The sequence below is a fragment of the Sphingobium cyanobacteriorum genome, assembly GCF_030580935.1.
Taxonomy (GTDB): domain Bacteria; phylum Pseudomonadota; class Alphaproteobacteria; order Sphingomonadales; family Sphingomonadaceae; genus Sphingobium; species Sphingobium cyanobacteriorum.
Genome location: NZ_JAUQOM010000011.1, coordinates 1 through 18,295 on the forward strand (window position 1 = coordinate 1; position 18,295 = coordinate 18,295).

An 18,295-nucleotide genomic window follows, 5' to 3' on the forward strand; every position below is an offset into this window, starting at 1 on the left:
GCTCATTTCCAGGAGCCATTCCTGCACAATATAGTCTTGTGGAATATATTGAGACATATAGACAACCCTCCGAGCAAGCTCGAAAGGCTCCAATAAGGAACGGCCTGAATTTAACCGATCACATGACGCCTGAAAGCCGCCACAGACCAGAGCCGCCGCCCACATGTCCCTTCATCAATCAACAATGTCAAAGAACCGACAACTTTAGAGGGACAACCAGCCTTCCCTGAAACTGCTTCCAGGGGAGTGTGTCCCGTCTATGTTGGCGACCGTTCCAGGCGCTCCCTGCTGGCAGCGCCCCGTCCGGTGAACAGCCCTCTAGGTAAGCCCTTTGATTCGGTCAAACCCTTTTTTGAACTTTCTGTTGCACCGATCGGCGATGGCGCGGGAATGGCATAGAAAAGCCAGTTATTTCTGCTGCTTATGTTGATTCCAACCGGAATGGGCGCAAACGGCGATTATCCCCGTGCACCCATCCCTTGCCGCTTCATCCTTTCCTCTCGCCGAATCAAACTACTGAAAGGATAGGGGAAATCGTCCTGCCACACTCAGGCCAGCGGCTCGCCTGCCCAGGTTTCGGTATCGACCTGCGCCTGGGCTTCCCTGGGGTAGCGCGGACCCGACGCCGCATCGAACGGGAAAAGCGCATCAACCGCCGCGATCAGCGCCGCTGGCCAGGCACGCGACAGGGTCGCCAGATTTTCTTCCAGATGCGCGGCGCTGGTCGTCCCCGGTATCGGCACGACATGATCGCCCTTCGCCAGCAGCCAGGCGAGGCAAAGCTGGGCCGCCGTGCCGCCCGCTTCCTTCGCCAGCGCCGCAAGCCGTCCGGCCAGGGCCAGATTGGCCGCCAGATGCGGCGGCTGGAAACGCGGCATCGCATGGCGAACATCGCCCTGCGCCACGGTGGCGGCATGCGGACTGCCCGCCAGCAGCCCGCGCCCGACTGGCGAGAAGGCGACGAAACCCACCCCCAACTGCGCGCAGGCATCCAGCACCGCGATTTCGGGATTACGCACCCAGGGCGCATATTCGGTCTGCATCGCCGCGATCGGATGCACCGCATAAGCGCGGCGCAACGTCGTTGCCGACATTTCCGACAGCCCGATCGCGCCGATCTTGCCAGCCTCCACCGCCCGCGCCAGAGCCCCGACCGACTCCTCGATCGGCACCCTGGCATCGAGCCGATGGAGATAATAAAGATCGATATGATCAACCTTCAGTCGACGCAGCGAATCCTCCAGCACCCGCGTGATCGCAGCGGGCGAGCCGTCCAGCCCGCGCTTGCCGTCAATTTCCGCCAGCACGCATTTGCTCGCCAGGGTAAATTCCCCCCGCCGGTGCATCAGCGTCCGGCCCAGCAGTTCCTCATTCGCGCCGAAGCCATAAAGGGCCGCGGTGTCGAAGAAGGTCACACCCATATCGAGCGCATGGCACAACAGCCTTTCCGCCACCCCCAAATCGGGTTTGGGCAGATAGGCGTGGGACAGGTTCATGCAGCCAAGGCCGATGGCCGAAACGGTAAAGGGGCCGATCTTGCGGGTGGGAAGGCTGGTCATGTTATAGAGGCAATCCTACGTAATTTTCCGCGATCGTCGTCTGCGCCGCGACCGAGGAAGCGATATAGTCGAGGTCGGCGACCTGCATCCGGCGATCGAACGCATCGCCATCGGGAAAGCGGTGCATCAGCTTCGTCAATTGCCATGAAAAGCGTTCGGATTTCCAGACGCGGGCCAGCGCCTTGTCCGAATAGCCGGCGATCGCGTCGCTGTCATGACGCTTATAATAGCCGATCAGCGCTTCCGACAGATAATGCACGTCCGATGCGGCCAGGTTCAGCCCCTTGGCGCCGGTCGGCGGCACGATATGCGCGCTGTCACCCGCCAGCATCAGCCGGCCATGCCGCATCGGTTCGAACACGAAGGAGCGCAGCGGCGCGATCGACTTTTCCAGCGCCGGGCCGCGGGTGATGTGCGCTGCCGCTTCCGGCCCCAGGCGGACGGCCAGTTCGTCCCACAGCCGGTCGTCGGGCCATTCTTCCAGCTTCTCGTCCAGCGGCACCTGGATATAATAGCGGCTGCGGGTCGCCGAGCGCATCGAGGCGAGGGCGAAGCCGCGTGCATGATTGGCGTAGATCAGTTCATGGTTGCACGGCGCGACATCGGCCAGGATGCCGAGCCAGCCGAACGGATAGACCTTTTCATAAGCCGCCGCGACGGACGCGGGCACCGCCTTGCGCGACGGACCATGGAAACCGTCGCAGCCGCACAGGAAATCGGCGTCGATCCGGTGGGTCACGCCATCCTTGCCATAGGTCAGGTAAGGCGCATCGCTGGCGATATCGTGCAGGGCGACATCGCCCGCGTCATAAATAATCTCCAGCCCGCGTTCCGGCGCGGCCGCCATCAGGTCGCGGGTCACTTCGGTCTGGCCATAGACCATCACCTGCTTGCCGGTCAGCGCGGCAATGTCGATGCGGATCAGCCGCTCGCCATCGGCCAGGAAAAAGCCGTCATGCGGCAACCCTTCGGCGTGCATCCGCGCGCCCAGGCCCAGCCGGTCCATCAGGTCGGTGGTGGTGCGTTCCAGCACCCCCGCGCGAATCCGGCCCAGCACATAATCGGGCGACGCCCGCTCCACGATCACGGTATCGATGCCCTCCGCCCGCAGCAGATGGCCCAGCAACAGCCCGGCGGGACCGGCACCGACGATGGCGACCTGGGTTTTCATGACGATCCTCTCCAATTCACAAGCAATTGGCCGGATCATGCGTCGGGCATCAGCGGATCGCCATGGCCGGATCAGCCAATGACTTGGACGATAGAACCACCATGCATCACAATATAATCGCCAGCAACCTACCAAACAGGCGGTTATGTCCGATATCCGGCCTTGAGCGGGATGGACGATCCGCTGCGCGATCCTTCAGGCTGCCGGCAATGTCACCACGCTGTCCGGTGCGTCGCGCAGGCGCAGATAGAGCGTCCCGTCCCGTGGCGCCGGTATGGTCAGGGCCGATCCGGTATAGCCATGCGCCACCTGCACCGCCTGATCCAGTGTCGGCGTCGTTCCCACAGCGTCGATCAGGAACAGGTCGCGGCCCTTGATCATGCACCCTTGCGCCTTGCCTTCGCAGGCGACCGCATCGATCTGCGGCAAGCGCGCCAGCGTCACCAGCGGCTGCCAGTCGCTCGCCGCGCCGACACGCAGCAGGCGGAAACGCAGCGGCCCGAACAAGGACGGCGCCATCACCTTTGGGTCCAGTCGCGCCACCATCACCTGCGGCCCTTCCAGCCGCAGGCCATTGGCGGCGGTCAGCCGGATCGCCGCGCCATCATCGGCCGGGGCGACCTCGATCACATCAGTCCCCTCCAGCGTCGTGCCCGCGCCCGCCCGGATCGAAAAGACGATCTGGCCATTGTCCGGCAGCAGATTATTCCCGTTCAGCACCAGCATCTTGCCGTTGGCGGGCGAGGGACCGGGACTGATATCCTTGCTCAGCAATCCGACCTGGGGCCGGGGCGGGGCCACGGTCACGTCCAGGCCAACCTTGCGCCCGTCGCGCAGCCGGACCCGCGCGGTCGCTTCGCGCCCCTGCGTCATCGCGGCGCCATCGCCCTGCGCCACCAGCCGCAGCCGGTCGACCGCGCCCTCCCGCGTCAGGCCATCGGGTCGCAGCAGCAGCCCGGCCACCTCCACGCTCTCCACCTGGTCCAGCCGCTGGCCAGAAAGCAGCGCCATCCTGTCCCCGGCATGAATCTGCAATCCGTCGAGCCGGCTCGCCTGCGCATAGCTGCGCAAGGGGATCGTCATGGGCTGCGGCACGCCCTGATAGCTGATCTCGATATTGAGCATCCCCGCCTTGCGATCGGCGAGCGGCAAGGTCAGCGCCAGCCCGTCCTGCCCCTCCACCGTCCATTGCACCGGCGCTGGCGCGCCATCGCCCTGGCGCACCGTCACACGCTCGACACAGGCGGGCGTGCCGCCCTTCAACCGCACGACATTGTCGCGTCCGACCACCAGGGCCGTGGCGTCGCCATCGACCTGCCAGCTTCTGTCGTCGGGCAATTGCAGGGTGAAATCCGGTCCCTCGAACCGATCGAAACCCCAATGGCCATAAAGATGCCCCTGCGCCGTCCCCCTGAACCCGGCCGGCCATGCCGTCGCGCCCGCCAGCACATAGCCGCCCCGGTCGGCGCGGGCCTCCACCGGCCATTCCACCGTCTCGCCCGATGCGGATTGCACCGCCAGCGTCATCGATCGGGCGTAGCTGGTGGAATAGATCAGCGGCGCGCCCTCGACCGGCAGCACCGCGCCCGGCCGCACCACGCAGATCGGACCGCGCGCCCCGCTGCGCAGCCGGGGCGGACTGTCCGCCTCGATCGCGGGCATCGATACGACCATCACCGATTTGGGCTTCTGAAAGGACGGCGCGCTGTTCAGCAGCAGGCCGATGCCATCGCCCTTGCGCACGCTCAGCGTCGGCAGATAGCCGAATTCAGGATTGCTGAACGCGCCGAAAATCCTGGCCACGTCGCGCACCACCGCAATATAGGCGCTGTAATAGCCATAGCCCGCCTCGCGCGTGGCGCTCAGTTGCAGCGCCAGGTCGGTCGGCGCGCCGGTCAGCGTCTCCGCCATCGAACTGGTGTGCACATCCGACAACAGCAACGAATCCCGGTTTTCAAGCAGGCAGGATGCCTGCATCTCGATCACCTTGGACAGGCATTCCTCGTTCAGCTTCATCGACAGGCTGCGCGCCAGTACCGGCGCCAGCGTGCGGAGATATTCAGGGTGGCTGTTCTCCTGAGCGCGGATCGCGCCCATGAAGGCGTCCAGCCGCGACCGGTCGAGCGACGCCTGGTTCAAATCCTGCGTCGCCCGCACGAACTCACCCGGCTTGCCGCGCACCGCACCGGACAGCGCGCCTTCCGCGCCGCCGGTATCGGGAACAAGGAACAGCACCATCTGCCGCGCGCCCCTGGGCACCGTCAGGTCCAGCGCCTTGCCCTTCTTCTTCCAGGTTTCGGCAAAGCTGACCCAGTCCCTGGGCGGCGGATTGGTCGCCCCGCGCAGAAAGGCGGACACCAGAATGAAATGCGCGCCCTGATCACCCTGCAAATCGGCCTCGACCGTCAGCCTGTCCCCTTCGGACAGGCTGGGCACCTGCGCGATCGGCAGGCTTTGCGCGCCGCGCGTCACACGGACCTTCAGGGATGGACCGGCCAGTTCAAAGGGCGCCGGGTCCGCGGCCATCAGCGGCGCGCTGGCCAGCAACCCGGCGACACAGCCACCAAAAACCATCATCCTGTTGATCAACAAGCGCATAATCCTGTCATCCGGCAGTAGGTGCCCCTCGCCTCCCCCTCTCCCACATCGCCTCCGGCAAGCCAAGCGGAACGGATGCAACGGGATGGACCGTGGCGGTTCGCCGCCGGGCCGCCGGTATCAGTCCGCGCGCCCATCCCCGGCCTCGGCAATCAGGCGCAGGGCGCTGCGCAGGGCGCTGCGCAGGGCTGCCCCATCCTGCCCTGCCAGCAACCCTTCGAACCGCGCTTCATTGGCCGCCATGATTGCATCCACCCGTGCGCGGGCCGCTTCCCCCGCCCCCGTCAACGACAGCGCCAGCGAACGCCCGTCCACCGGCGATTTTTCCAGCAACCCCTTGCTGGCCAGTGCCGCTATCAACGGCACCATATTGGCGCGCTTGATCCCCAGCATCCGGCCCAGGTCGCTCTGGATGCAGCCAGGATTGGCGCCCACCAGGGTCAGGATCGTGCCTTCGACCGGCCGCAGCCCGATTTCCGCCAGCGCCTCTCCCAGACGGGCCATCACCACCGCCGATGCGCGCCGGAGCATATAGCCCAGATGGGACGCGACCGGGTCGCGCAGGCGATCTTCAGGGGTTTCGGGCTGATCCATGACCATCCGAATAATGCTATTGATCATAGCAATCAACGTTGTTATGAATCATAGCAATAAAGAGGAGTCGGATATGCCTGCATCGGAAATTCTCCTGTCCATCGGGGGCACGCCCCGTGCCACGGCCGCCACCTTCGATCGCGCCAATCCCGTGACCGGCGCGCTGGCCACCCGCGCCGCCGCCGCCAGTGTCGGGGATGCTTTGGCCGCCGTCGATGCCGCCAGCGCCGCTTTCCCGGCCTGGTCCACCCTCGGCCCCAATGCCCGTCGTGCCGCCCTTATGAAGGCCGCCGACGCGCTGGACGCCAGGGCCGCCGATTTCGTCGACGCGATGATGGCGGAAATCGGCGCGACCGAAGGCTGGGCGCGCTTCAACCTGATGCTGTCCAGCGCGATGGTGCGTGAAGCCGCCAGCCTCACCACCCAGATCGGTGGCGAGGTCATCCCCTCCGACAAGCCCGGCTGCATTGCCATGGCGGTGCGCGAACCCGCCGGCGTCGTGCTGTCGATGGCGCCGTGGAACGCGCCGATCATCCTTGCCACCCGCGCCATCGCCGTGCCGCTCGCCTGCGGCAATACGGTGGTGCTCAAGGCGTCGGAACAATGCCCGCGCACCCATGGCCTGATCGTGGAGGCGTTCGTGGAGGCGGGGCTGGGCGGCGGCATCGTCAACCTCATCACCAACGCACCGCAGGATGCCGCCGATATCGTCGGCGCGATGATCGATCATCGCGCCGTGCGCCGCGTCAACTTCACCGGCTCCACCGCCGTGGGCCGGATCATCGCCCAACGCTGCGCGGCCAACCTCAAGCCCGTCCTGCTCGAACTGGGCGGCAAGGCGCCGCTGATCGTGCTGGAGGATGCCGACCTTGACGAAGCGGTCAAGGCCGCCGCCTTCGGCGCCTTCATGAACCAGGGCCAGATTTGCATGTCGACCGAACGGATCATCCTGGTCGATTCCATCGCCGATGCCTTTGCGGCCAAGTTCCAGGCGAAGGTCGCCACCATGCCGGTCGGCGACCCGCGCGATGGCAAGACGCCGCTTGGCGCCGTGGTCGACACGAAAACCATCGCCCATGTCCGCGCGCTGATCGATGACGCGCTGGCGGCCGGCGCGGTCCAGCTCAACGGTGGCGAAGCCGATGGCGTGTTGATGCCCGCCCATGTCATCGACCGGGTGACGCCGGACATGAAGCTGTTCCGCGACGAAAGTTTCGGCCCCGTCGTCGGCCTCATCCGCGCGCGCGACGAAGCGCACGCCATCGCGCTCGCCAACGACACCGAATATGGCCTGTCCGCCTCGGTTTTCACCCGTGACACCGCCCGCGGGCTGAAAGTCGCGCGCCAGATCCAGTCCGGCATCTGCCATATCAACGGCCCCACCGTCCATGACGAGGCGCAGATGCCCTTCGGCGGGGTCAAGGCATCGGGCTACGGCAAGTTCGGCGGCAAGGCCGGCATCGACAGCTTCACCGACCTGCGCTGGATCACGATTGAGACCGAGCCTGGCCATTATCCCATCTGAAACCGCCCTTCATCACGCCCCGGAGATTTTCCATGACCAACATCCTGCATGTCGACGGCGTCGACCAGACTGAACTCGAAACCGTCGCCTACACCGTCGAAGCCGGCATCGCCTGGGTCAGCTTCAACCGCCCGGACAAGCGCAACTGCATGTCGCCGCGCCTCAATCGCCAGATGATGCGCGTGCTCGACGCGCTGGAACATCGCGCCGATGTCGGCGTGCTCGTCCTGACCGGCGAAGGCACGGCCTGGTCGGCGGGCATGGATCTTAAAGAATATTTCCGCGAAACCGAAGCGCAGGGCCTGGCCGGCACGCGCGGCGCGCAGCGCGAAAGCTATGGCTGGTGGCGCCGCCTGCGCTGGTATCAGAAACCGACCATCGCCATGGTCAATGGCTGGTGCTTTGGCGGCGGATACGGCCCGCTCTTCGCCTGCGACCTCGCCTTCGCGGCGGAAGAGGCGCAGTTTGGCCTGTCCGAAATCAACTGGGGCATCCTGCCTGGCGGCGGCGCGGCCAAGGTCGCGACCGAACTCACCAATTTCCGCAACGCCATGTATCATTCGCTGATGGGGGAGAATGTGGACGGCAGGAAGGCCGCCGAATGGGGCTTCGTCAACGAAGCCTTGCCGCTCGCCCAACTCAAGGACCGCGTAACGCAAGTCGCGAACATATTGCTGACCAAGAATCCCGTCGCCCTCAAAGCGACCAAGGACGCCATCCGCCGTGTCCGCGAAATGACCTATGACAATGCCGAGGATTATCTGATCCGTGCGCAGGAGGCGGCCAACAGCTTCGACAATGAAGGGCGCAAGGAAGGGATCAAGCAGTTCATCGACGACAAGACGTACAAGCCGGGCCTTGGCGCCTATGACAAGTCCAGGCAGACCGCCTGATAACTTCTCTTTGGCCGGGCCGCTCCACAGGGGGCGGCCCGCCTTTCCCATATGACAGTTTCCCGGAGAGACACGCCATGACGGTCGACATGCTGACCCCGCCCGCCGCCGCCGCCACGTCATCGCTCGACCGGCTGCTGCGGCCGCGATCGGTCGTCATCGTCGGCGCGTCGGACAAGCCCGGCGCGCTGGGGGCATCGGTCCTCTCCAACCTCGACCGCAACGGCTTTGCCGGCGACATTCATCTCATCAACCCCAAGCGGGCGGAGATTGGCGGACGCCCCTGCCTGCCGTCGGTCGACGCCCTGCCCGATGGCGTGGATGTCGCTGTCCTCGCCATCCCGCGCATCGCCGTGCTCGACACGATCAGGGCGCTGGCCGCGCGCAGGGTCGGCGCCGCCATCATCTTTTCCGCCGGCTTTGCCGAAGGCGGCGAGGAAGGCCTGGCCCAACAGCGCGAGATTGGCCGCATCGCGGCGGAATCGGGCATGGTGGTGGAAGGCCCCAACTGTCTTGGCATGACGAATTTCATCGACCGGGTGCCGCTGACCTTCGTGGAAACCGACGCAAGGCCGCTCGGCGACCGCGCCGGCATCGGGATCGTGTCGCAGAGCGGCGCGATGGCCTGCGTCTTGGGCACCACCCTTGCCGCCCGCGACCTGGGCCTGTCCTTTTCCATCTCGACCGGCAACGAAGCCGCCTCCGGGGTCGAGGATTATGTCGACTATCTGCTGGAGGATGGCTCCACACAGGTGATCGCCATGATCGTGGAGCAATTCCGCAAGCCTGCCCGCTTCCTCGCCGCGGCCCGCCGCGCGCGCCTGCTGGGCAAGACCATCATTCTGCTCCACCCCGGCAAATCCAGCGCCGCGCGCGAATCCGCCGCCACCCATACCGGGGCGATGGCGGGCGACTACCAACTCATGCGGGTCAAGGTGGAACGCGCCGGCGTGATCGTCGCCGAAACGCTGGAGGAACTGGGCGATGTGACGGAAATCGCCCTGCGCTGCCCCGCCATCCCGGCCGGCGGCGTCGCGGTGCTGGGGGAATCCGGCGCGTTCAAGGCGCTGACCCTTGATCTGTGCGAAAGCCTCGACCTCGACCTGCCGCCCGTGGACGATGCCAGCGCGCCTGCCCTGCGCGCGGCCCTGCCCGACTTCGTCGGCGTCTCCAACCCGCTCGACATCACGGCGCAGGGGCTGGTCGAACCGGACCTTTATTACCGCACGCTGGCCGCCCTGTTCGGCGACGATCGCTTTGGCAGCGTGGTCGCCGGCATCATCCAGACCGACCCCGTCACCGTCGGCATCAAATTGCCACCGATCCTGCGCGCGGTCGGTACGCTTGGGCCGACCAAGCCTGTGATCTTCGCCGGCCTGGATGAAGGCGCGGCGGTGTCGCCCGACTATATGGCGCAGCTTCGCGCCTATGGCATCCCCTATTTCCCCTCGACCGAACGCGCGCTGCGGGCCTTGAAGCGGCTCAACGACCATGCCCGCCGCGATTTTACCGAAGGCGATGTCAGCCCCCTCCCCGCCCCCGGCCTGCCGGCCGCCGGCGGCGTCATTCCCGAATATCGCGCCAAGCAGATACTGGCCCCGCTCGGCATCCCCTTCCCCACAGGCGCCTTCTGCGCCACCATCGACGATGCGCTGACCGCCGCCCAGAGGATTGGCTATCCCGTCGCGCTCAAGGCGCAGTCCGCCAGCCTCAGCCACAAGAGCGACGCCGGCGGCGTCATCCTGAACCTGGGCGATGCGGACGCCCTGCGCGCCGGGTGGGACCGGCTCCATGCCAATGTCGCCGCCTATGATGCCGGCATCACCCTCGACGGCGCCTTGCTGGAAGGGATGGGCGAACGCGGCGTCGAACTCATCATCGGCGCAAAGAATGATCCCGACTGGGGGCCGGTCATCCTGGCTGGCTTTGGCGGCGTTACCGCCGAAATTCACCAGGATGTGCGCCTGCTCACCCCCGACCTTCCGCTCGACGCGATCATCGCCGAACTGTTCAGGCTCAAGGGCGCGCCGCTGCTGCGCGGTTTCCGCGGATCACCGCCGCTCGACGTGCCGGCCGCCGCCCGCATCATCGCCACGCTGGGCCGCATCCTGCTGGCCGAACCGACGATCGGAGAGATCGACCTCAATCCCGTCATCCTCTATGCCGATGGCGCGGTCGCGCTCGACGCGCTGATGCTGACAACAGCGCGACAGGCGTGACGCGATGGAGGAGGGACGGACCATGGACGATGCATTGCCCCGCCGCAGCCTGCTCAAGGCTTTTCCTCCCCTCATGCTGCCTGCACTCGCGCTCGCCGGCGGCACGGACACGCTCCGGGCGGCCGAACCGGATGCCCTCGCCGTCCCGCCCCTGACGCTCGCGATGCGGCTGCGCATATGGATCGGCCCGCCGCAGGAACTGGGCCTAGTCGATGGCGTGCGCAAGCGCGTCATCCCCATCACCGGCGGCAGCGTCACCGGCCCGCGCCTGACCGGCAAGGTGCTGCCCGGCGGCGCGGACTGGCAATCGATCCGGCCGGACGGGACCGCCGACATTCTCGCCCGCTATGCGTTGCAGGCCGATGACGGCACGATCATCTCGGTCGTCAATCCCGGTTATCGCCACGGCCCCGCCCCTGTCCTTGCCCGCATCGCGGCGGGCGAAGTCGTGGACCCCGCCCTCTATTATTTCCGCACCACCCCGCGTTTCGAGGTGGCGAGCGACAGCCCCCACGCCTGGCTCGGCCGCACCATCTTCCTCTGCACCGCCGCCCGCTACAAGGATCATGTCGCGCTCGACATTTTCGCGGTAGGCTGACCCCCATATGAAAACGACATGACAGGACAGGATCGAGGATGACCGACATCAGGCAAAGGCTGGACGAAGCCCCCATGGGCCGGCTCCAGGTCGCAGCGATCATCCTGTGCATCCTGCTGAACGCGCTCGACGGGTTCGACGTGCTGGCGATCAGCTTCGCCTCCCCCGGCATCGCGGCGGAATGGGGGATAGACCGTGCCCAGCTCGGCCTCGTCCTGTCGATGGAACTGATCGGCATGGCGGTGGGATCGGTGCTGCTTGGCAACCTTGCCGATCGCATCGGCCGCCGTCCGACGATCCTGGGCTGCCTGATCATCATGGCCGTCGGCATGGGCGCGGCGACACAGGCGTGGGGCGTTGTCTCCCTCTCGATCATCCGCCTCGCGACCGGCCTGGGCATCGGCGGGATGCTGGCCTGCACCAACGCCATGGTCGCCGAACTGGCCAACGCCCGGTCCCGCAGCCTGGCCGTTGCCATCATGGCGGCGGGCTATCCGGTCGGCGCGATACTGGGCGGCAGCGTGGCTTCGCATCTGCTGGTCGGCGGCGACTGGCGCGACATCTTCCTCTTCGGCGGCATCGTCACGGGCATCTTCCTGCCCATCGCGCTCTGGCTGCTGCCCGAATCGATCGGCTTCCTGTTGCAGAAACGCCCTGCCGACGCGCTGACCCGGATCAACCGCATCCTTGGCCGCATGGGCCATCTGCCCGTCCATGCCCTGCCGCCGCCGGACGAGGCCGCGCCCAAAGCCTCGTTCGCCGCCCTGTTCGCACCCGGCCTGGCGCGCACCACCATCCTGCTGACGCTCGCCTATTTCTGCCACATCATGACCTTCTATTTCATTCTGAAATGGGTGCCAAAGATCGTCGTGGACATGGGCTTCGCGCCGTCGGCCGCGGGCGGCGTGCTGGTCTGGGCCAATGTCGGCGGGCTTCTCGGCTCCCTGATCCTGGGGGCATTGAGCTGGCGGCTGCCGGTGCGCGGGCTGGTGATGATCGCCATGGTCGCTTCCACCATCATGGTGACGCTCTTTGGCCAGGGGCAAACGACTCTGGCCGGCCTCAGCCTGGTCGCGGCCATGGTGGGCTTCTGCACCAATGCCGCCGTCGTCGGCCTCTACGCGCTGGTTGCCCAATCCTTCCCCACCGCGTTGCGCGCGGGGGGCACCGGCATCGTCATCGGCATCGGCCGGGGCGGCGCGGCGCTGGGACCGATCCTGGCCGGTTTCCTGTTCACGCTCGACTTCGGCCTTCCGGCGGTGGCCCTCGTCATGGCGCTTGGCTCGCTGATCGGCGTGATCCTGCTGGCGATGCTGCGTCCCCGCCCCGCCTGACATCTTGCCCATGGGTGCGGCCGGGCGCATAGATGGATGATCCATCATGACGATCGCGCCCGTCCCCCGCTTCTACCTTTATGGCGAACCACAGCGCAGCGTGGCGGAGGGGTTCGTTCATGTCGAAAGCCTGGACGACCGATCCCGGCCCAGCGAATGGACGATCCGCCCGCATGTCCATCGCGATCTCAACCATATCATCCTGATCGCGCAAGGGGGTGGCGCGATGCAGGCAGAGGCGGCACAGGTCAGTTTTGCCGCTCCCTGCCTGCTGCTGATCCCGGCCGGCATCGTCCACGGCTTCACCTGGCACAGCGAATCCAGCGGCCATGTGACCACCATTGCGGACAGCTATCTGCGCCACCTGATCGTCCGTGACGCCGATCTCGCCCCGCTCTTCGCCCACCCCCATGCCGTCGCCCTGCCCCGTGAGGAAGGCGCTACCGCGCAAAGCATCATCGCCCGCATGGCGCAGGAACTGGGCTGGTCCGGCCCCGGCCAGCGCGCCGCCGTCGAATCCGCGCTCTTGTCACTCATGGTGCTTGCCCTGCGTCATGCGCCGCTGGCGCAGGCGACCCGGCCCGGCACCGCGCGCCAGGCCGCGCTCGTCGCCCGCCTGCGCGAACGGATCGAACAGCGGTTTCGTTTGCGGGAGCCGGTATCGGTCCATGCCCATGCCCTCGGCACCAGCCTGACCGCCCTGCGCCAGGCGTGCGCGCGCGTCGCGGGCAGTTCGCCCGCGCAGATGCTGGACGACCGCAGCCTGCTGGAGGCCCGCCGGCTCCTGCTCTATTCGCAAATGTCGGTGGCGCAGATCGCCTATGCCATCGGCTTTGAAGACCCGGCCTATTTCTCGCGCTTCTTCACCCGCCATGTCGGCCAGCCGCCCCGGACATATCGCGCGGTCCGCGAACGGCCCCAGCCATGACCGATGAAATCCGCGATATTCTCGCCCGGCTGCAAGAACCCCGCGACAATATCGTCACCCGCGCCCGCCGCATGGTGGAATGCCATGTCCCGCCCGAACGGCGCGGCCCCGGCTGGGACCGGCACTGGCGCGAACTGGAAGCCTATCTTGACCTGCCCGGCCATTGGTCGGCAAAGGACGGCGATGACTCGTGAGATGATGAACGACCTTATGGTGGCCCGGCTGCTGCGCGACCATGGCAGGAGCAAGCATCACTGGCGCAAGGTGATCGGCCCGATCCGCCTCTATGCCCGCGACACCCATCCCCATTGCAACTGGACGCTGACACCCACGGGCGACATGCGCGACGTGGCCCTGATCGAAAATCTGCTCGACGACCTGCGCATGGCCCACCCGCTGCTGACCGCCTGACGGCAATGAAGGACGCAGCCGGTTTGACGGCCACGTCCTTCCCTGCGACCCCGAAGGGATGTCAATCCGCCAGTTGGGTTTCCAGTTCACCCAGCACGCGATAGCAATCGAACACCTTGGCGACGCTGCTGTTGGGTTCGCGGCCTTCGCGAATGGCGCTGATGAATTCGCGGTCCTGCAATTCGATGCCGTTCATCGACACCGCCACCTGGCTGACGTCGATCGGCTCCTCCCTGCCGTTCACCAGATCGTCGTAGCGCGCGATATAGGTGTCGCTGTCGCCGATATAGCGGAAGAAGGTGCCAAGCGGCCCGTCATTGTTGAACGACAGCGACAGGGTGCAGATCGCGCCCGTCTCGCTCTTCAACTGGATCGACATGTCCATCGCGATGCCAAGCTCCGGGTGGATCGGTCCCTGCATCGCGTGCGCCGACACGATCCGGCCCGCCTGATAGGCGAACAGGTCGACCGTATGCGCGGCATGGTGCCACAACAGATGGTCGGTCCAGGACCGCGGCTCGCCCTTCGCATTGATATTCTTGCGACGGAAGAAATAGGTCTGCACGTCCATCTGGCTGATGTTGAATGCCCCCGCCTTGATGCGGTTATGGACATATTGGTGCGACGGGTTGAAGCGCCGGGTATGGCCGACCATGCAGACAAGGCCCGTTTCCTTCTGCTTGGCCAGCACCGCCTGCGCATCGGCCCAGCTATCGGCCAGCGGGATTTCCACCTCGACATGCTTGCCCGCATCCATGCAGGCGATCGCCTGGGCCGCGTGCATCTGCGTCGGCGTGCACAGGATCACCGCGTCGACATCATCGCGGGCCAGCGTTTCGTTCAGGTCGGTCGTGACATGGCCGATGCCATATTTCTCCGCGACCTTCTTCGTCGCGTCCAGTTCGCGGCCGATAATCGATGTGACGGTCACGCCGTCGATATTCTTCAGGCCATCAAGATGCTTTTCGCCAAAGGCGCCGGCACCGGCCAGGGCTATACGCATGGGAAACTCCGTACTTTAAGCGCCTCCCTTTCAGGGGAGGGGTCGGGGTTGGGAAGGCAAGCCAGGGCTCGCCATGATGGATTATTCCGCCGCGATTGCGCGCACCGTATCGCTCCCGCTCATGTCCAGCCCCTCGCCATTGTCGGGGCGCAGCACCAGATGGCCGATCGCGGTGTTGGAACAGGGCACATGATAATGGCGGTGCAGCGCGCGGGTCTTCTTGCCCATCGCCCCGCGCATGATCAGCCACATCACCATCTCGATGCCCTCGCTGCCCGTTTCGCGCAGATATTCGATATGCGGTATCCGGCGCAGATGGTCGCTGTCACCGATCAGCCCGTCCAGGAACATATTGTCCCATTCCCGGTTGATGAGGCCGGCGCGCGGCCCCTGTAACTGGTGGCTCATGCCGCCGGTGCCCCACACCTGCACATTCAGATCTTCCGGGAAACTCTCGACCGCCTTCCTGATCGCCTCGCCCAGCGCCCAGCAGCGATTGCCGGACGGCGGCGGATAGGTGACGACATTGACCGCCAGCGGCACGACCTTGCACGGCCAGGCGTCGGGCTTCCCGAACATCATGGACAGCGGCACCGTCAGGCCATGGTCGACATCCATCTCGTTGATGATGGTCATGTCGAACTCGTCCAGGATCAGGCTCTGCGCCATGTGCCAGGCAAGGTCGGGATGCCCCTCCACGTCCGGCACCGCGCGCGGCCCCCAGCCTTCGTCGGCCGACTTGTAGCGCTCGCCGCACCCGATCGCGAAGGTCGGGATGATCTTCATGTCGAACGCGCTGGCATGGTCATTATAGACCAGCACGATCACGTCCGGCTTTTCCGCCTGCTCCCATGCCCGCGTCCAGTCATAGCCGGCAAAGATCGGCCCGAAATACTCGTCGCGATCCTTGTTGAAATCCGACGCCACGCCCAGCAGCGGCACATGGCTCGACGCCACGCCAGCAGTAATCCGCGCCATCATCTGCTTCCTTCGTTGGTTTCGCCGCCAGACGCGGCGTTGGCCCTGATCGACCGCACGCCTTCGGGCGACCGGCCGCCATTCATCATCATCTCGCGATATTCGGGGAAGCTCATGCCGGTCATGGTGCTGACCGCCTCGGCGAAGGGAATCCCGTCGGTCGAAAACAGCTTGGACAGGAAATAGACATTGCCGCCCAGGTCCAGGCAGCGATTATAGTCGCGCGCCAGCAATGCGTCCTTCTGCGCCTGCGTCAACGGCCATTCGTCCATATAGGCGCGCTCGTCCGCCTTGAACCGCGCCCGATTGTCCGCCTTCATCAGGCTCATCGCGAACTGGTTCATATGATAGCCCTGTCGCGCCCGCTTGGCGGTGAACACGCGGGTGCCGGGAATATCCTCCATCTCGGCCAGATATTCGTGAATATCCTGATGTTTGGGATCTTCCGTTATCATAGTCCCCTCTCCTTCAATCGGGCGTCGAGCCGGGGAAAGACGCGGCGGGCATTGCCTTCGAAAATCGCGGCACGCTCGGCCTCGCTGATGTCCAGCGCATCGACATAGCGTTTGGTGTCGTCGAAATAGTGGCCCGTGGTCGGGTCGATCCCGCGCACCGCGCCGACCATTTCCGACCCGAACAGGATATTCTTGTTGTCGATCACGTCGGCCAGCAGGTTCACGCCCGGCTGGTGATAGACGCAGGTGTCGAAGAAGATGTTGTTCATCAGATGCGTCGACAGGTCGGGCTTCTTGAGCATGTCAGCCAGGCCCCGATAGCGTCCCCAATGATAGGGCACCGCGCCGCCGCCATGCGGGATGATGAATTTGAGGGTCGGGAAATCGGCGAACAGGTCGCCTTCCAGCAACTGCATGAAGGCGATGGTGTCGGCCGCGATATAATAGCCCCCCGTCGCGTGCATCGCCGGATTGCAGCTCCCCGACACATGGATCATCGCCGGCACGTCCAGCTCGACCATCTTTTCGTAGAAGGGATACCAGTAGCGGTCGGTCAGCGGCGGATGGGTGAAATGCCCGCCGCCCGGATCGGGATTGAGGTTGCAGCCGATAAAGCCCAGTTCGGTGACGCAGCGTTCCAGTTCGGCGATGCTGTTCGTCATGTCGGCCTTGGGCGACTGGGGCAACATGCACACGCCGACGAAGGTTTCGGGAAACAGGCCCACGACCCGCGCGATCAGGTCGTTGCAGCGGATCGCCCATTCCCTGGCCATCGCCTCGTCGCCGACATGCGGGGCCATCGCCGATGCGCGCGGCGAAAAGATCGTCAGGTCCGCGCCGCGCTCCTTGATCAGGCGCAACTGGTTCGCCTCGATCGTCTCGCGAATGTCCGCGTCGCTGATATCGGGATAGGGCGGGCACGGCGTCCCGGCCTTGAACGCCGCCTTCTGGGCCTCGCGCCAGGCGTCATGCCCCCTGGGCAACACCGTATAGTGGCCATGGCAATCGATAATCAGGCTCATCCGCGCTTATCTCCAAACATTTATCGTCACCCCAGCGCAGGCTGGGGTCTCAGGCGAAGGCGCACTACGCCCGCCCCAAAAACCCCATCACTCCCGCCTTCGCGGAAGCGTCGTCGGAAGCAATCACCCCGATCTTCGCCCCCAGCCCCTCCGGCACCGCCTTCACCCCCAGCGCGCCGATCGCCCGCTGCCGCGCGACCGTGCCGCGCGTCATCGCAGCGCCCGTGCCCAGCCCTTCCAGCGTCCTGACCACTTCCTCCATCTCGGCCGCGCGGCGCGTGCCATGCACCAGCATCCGGTCCAGATTATAGTCCGCCCGCGCATCCCAGGGCTGCGCCTTCTCGCTCGCGTCGAGCGAGGCCAGCACTTCGTCCAGCACGTCCGCCTGCGCCGCCGCCAGCACGCATTCGGCGGTCAGCGCCTCGATCCCCTTGACCATGACCGACCGGATCATCTTGATCGACGATGCCCGCCCCACGTCCGCACCGACAACGCGCATCCTGGCAAAGCCCAGCGCCCGCAACCGCGCCTCTGCCAACTGCGCCTTTTCGCCGCTCAGCAGCAACGGCACGTTCAGCCGCGCGGGATCGACCGGCGCCATCACCGCGCCATCCACATAATGGCCGCCCGCCGCCTCGATCGCCCGCGCCGCCGCCTGCTTGGTCTGCGGCGCGACGCTGTTCATGTCGCAAAAGAGCGCGCCCGGCGTCATCAGCGCCGCCGCCGCTTCCGCCACGGCCAGCGCCTGATCGGCCGTCACCAGCGACAGGACCAGGTCCACACCGTCCAGCGCATCTTCCATGAATCGCGCCGGCAGCACGCCCGCCTGCGCATAGGCTGCCAGCATGGCGTCACGCGTCGTCGCGCCGTCCGTCTTGGCATCATAGACATGGGCCGCCGCCGCCCAGTCCCCCGCCAGGGCAAAGGTGGATCCTGCTTCGCCGAACCCGATCAGACCAACTTCCTGCTCCATGACGATCAGCGATGGCCCATGGGGTCGCGAACGG

17 protein-coding genes are annotated in these 18,295 nt (G+C 65.7%); 8 read left to right on the top strand and 9 right to left on the bottom strand.

The window, feature by feature from the left end; genetic code table 11:
* Positions 1 to 548: 548 nt before the first annotated feature.
* The 4 genes from Q4610_RS16880 to Q4610_RS16895 form a co-directional block, all read right to left on the bottom strand.
* The gene (locus Q4610_RS16880; protein ID WP_304537145.1) at positions 549 to 1,559 is read right to left on the bottom strand and encodes an aldo/keto reductase; all 1,011 of its coding nucleotides are present in this window, start codon (positions 1,557 to 1,559) and stop codon (positions 549 to 551) included.
* A gap of 1 nt (position 1,560) precedes the next feature.
* Positions 1,561 to 2,730, bottom strand: coding sequence for a 4-hydroxybenzoate 3-monooxygenase (gene pobA / locus Q4610_RS16885; protein WP_304537146.1), 1,170 nt, complete (start codon positions 2,728 to 2,730; stop codon positions 1,561 to 1,563).
* A gap of 195 nt (positions 2,731 to 2,925) precedes the next feature.
* Positions 2,926 to 5,307 carry a hypothetical protein gene (locus Q4610_RS16890; RefSeq protein ID WP_304537147.1) on the bottom strand — a complete coding sequence of 794 codons (2,382 nt, stop codon included), beginning with the start codon at positions 5,305 to 5,307 and terminating at the stop codon, positions 2,926 to 2,928.
* Between the two features lie 141 nt (positions 5,308 to 5,448).
* The gene (locus Q4610_RS16895) at positions 5,449 to 5,922 is read right to left on the bottom strand and encodes a MarR family winged helix-turn-helix transcriptional regulator (protein WP_304537148.1); all 474 of its coding nucleotides are present in this window, start codon (positions 5,920 to 5,922) and stop codon (positions 5,449 to 5,451) included.
* Between the two features lie 73 nt (positions 5,923 to 5,995).
* Here Q4610_RS16895 and Q4610_RS16900 point away from each other — a divergent pair, with 73 nt between their 5' ends.
* From Q4610_RS16900 to Q4610_RS16935, 8 genes are all read left to right on the top strand, one after another.
* On the top strand, positions 5,996 to 7,447 hold the full coding sequence (locus Q4610_RS16900) for an aldehyde dehydrogenase (RefSeq protein ID WP_304537149.1): 1,452 nt from the start codon (positions 5,996 to 5,998) through the stop codon (positions 7,445 to 7,447).
* A 32-nt stretch (positions 7,448 to 7,479) separates the two neighbouring features.
* Positions 7,480 to 8,340, top strand: a complete 861-nt coding sequence (locus tag Q4610_RS16905; RefSeq protein ID WP_304537150.1) for a p-hydroxycinnamoyl CoA hydratase/lyase — start codon at positions 7,480 to 7,482, stop codon at positions 8,338 to 8,340.
* Between the two features lie 77 nt (positions 8,341 to 8,417).
* Positions 8,418 to 10,559 (top strand): acetate--CoA ligase family protein, encoded by a 2,142-nt coding sequence (locus Q4610_RS16910; protein ID WP_304537151.1) that lies wholly within the window; start codon positions 8,418 to 8,420, stop codon positions 10,557 to 10,559.
* Between the two features lie 22 nt (positions 10,560 to 10,581).
* A complete protein-coding gene (locus tag Q4610_RS16915; protein ID WP_304537152.1) occupies positions 10,582 to 11,157 on the top strand; it encodes a DUF3237 domain-containing protein in 576 nt (191 codons plus the stop codon).
* 38 nt (positions 11,158 to 11,195) lie between these two features.
* Positions 11,196 to 12,491, top strand: a complete 1,296-nt coding sequence (locus tag Q4610_RS16920; RefSeq protein ID WP_304537153.1) for an MFS transporter — start codon at positions 11,196 to 11,198, stop codon at positions 12,489 to 12,491.
* A 46-nt stretch (positions 12,492 to 12,537) separates the two neighbouring features.
* Complete coding sequence (locus tag Q4610_RS16925) at positions 12,538 to 13,419, top strand: helix-turn-helix domain-containing protein (protein ID WP_304537154.1); 882 nt, start codon at positions 12,538 to 12,540, stop codon at positions 13,417 to 13,419.
* A complete protein-coding gene (locus tag Q4610_RS16930; protein ID WP_304537155.1) occupies positions 13,416 to 13,613 on the top strand; it encodes a hypothetical protein in 198 nt (65 codons plus the stop codon). Before Q4610_RS16925 ends, Q4610_RS16930 begins: the two co-directional genes overlap by 4 nt.
* Positions 13,603 to 13,830: a hypothetical protein gene (locus Q4610_RS16935; protein WP_304537156.1), complete on the top strand. Its 228-nt coding sequence runs from the start codon at positions 13,603 to 13,605 to the stop codon at positions 13,828 to 13,830. Before Q4610_RS16930 ends, Q4610_RS16935 begins: the two co-directional genes overlap by 11 nt.
* A 61-nt stretch (positions 13,831 to 13,891) precedes the next feature.
* Here Q4610_RS16935 and Q4610_RS16940 read toward each other — a convergent pair whose 3' ends face one another.
* The 5 genes from Q4610_RS16940 to Q4610_RS16960 all read right to left on the bottom strand — a co-directional run bounded on the left by Q4610_RS16940 (position 13,892) and on the right by Q4610_RS16960 (position 18,261).
* Entirely contained in the window at positions 13,892 to 14,833 is a 942-nt protein-coding gene (locus Q4610_RS16940; protein WP_304537157.1) for a Gfo/Idh/MocA family oxidoreductase, read from the bottom strand.
* A gap of 81 nt (positions 14,834 to 14,914) precedes the next feature.
* Positions 14,915 to 15,811 carry a class III extradiol dioxygenase subunit beta gene (locus tag Q4610_RS16945; protein ID WP_304537226.1) on the bottom strand — a complete coding sequence of 299 codons (897 nt, stop codon included), beginning with the start codon at positions 15,809 to 15,811 and terminating at the stop codon, positions 14,915 to 14,917.
* Complete coding sequence (ligA, locus tag Q4610_RS16950) at positions 15,811 to 16,266, bottom strand: protocatechuate 4,5-dioxygenase subunit alpha (protein ID WP_304537158.1); 456 nt, start codon at positions 16,264 to 16,266, stop codon at positions 15,811 to 15,813. Before ligA ends, Q4610_RS16945 begins: the two co-directional genes overlap by 1 nt.
* Positions 16,263 to 17,288, bottom strand: a complete 1,026-nt coding sequence (locus Q4610_RS16955; RefSeq protein ID WP_304537159.1) for an amidohydrolase family protein — start codon at positions 17,286 to 17,288, stop codon at positions 16,263 to 16,265. The genes ligA and Q4610_RS16955 overlap by 4 nt, the downstream gene beginning before the upstream one ends.
* A gap of 64 nt (positions 17,289 to 17,352) precedes the next feature.
* On the bottom strand, positions 17,353 to 18,261 hold the full coding sequence (locus Q4610_RS16960; RefSeq protein ID WP_304537227.1) for an NAD(P)-dependent oxidoreductase: 909 nt from the start codon (positions 18,259 to 18,261) through the stop codon (positions 17,353 to 17,355).
* Positions 18,262 to 18,295 lie beyond the last annotated feature (34 nt).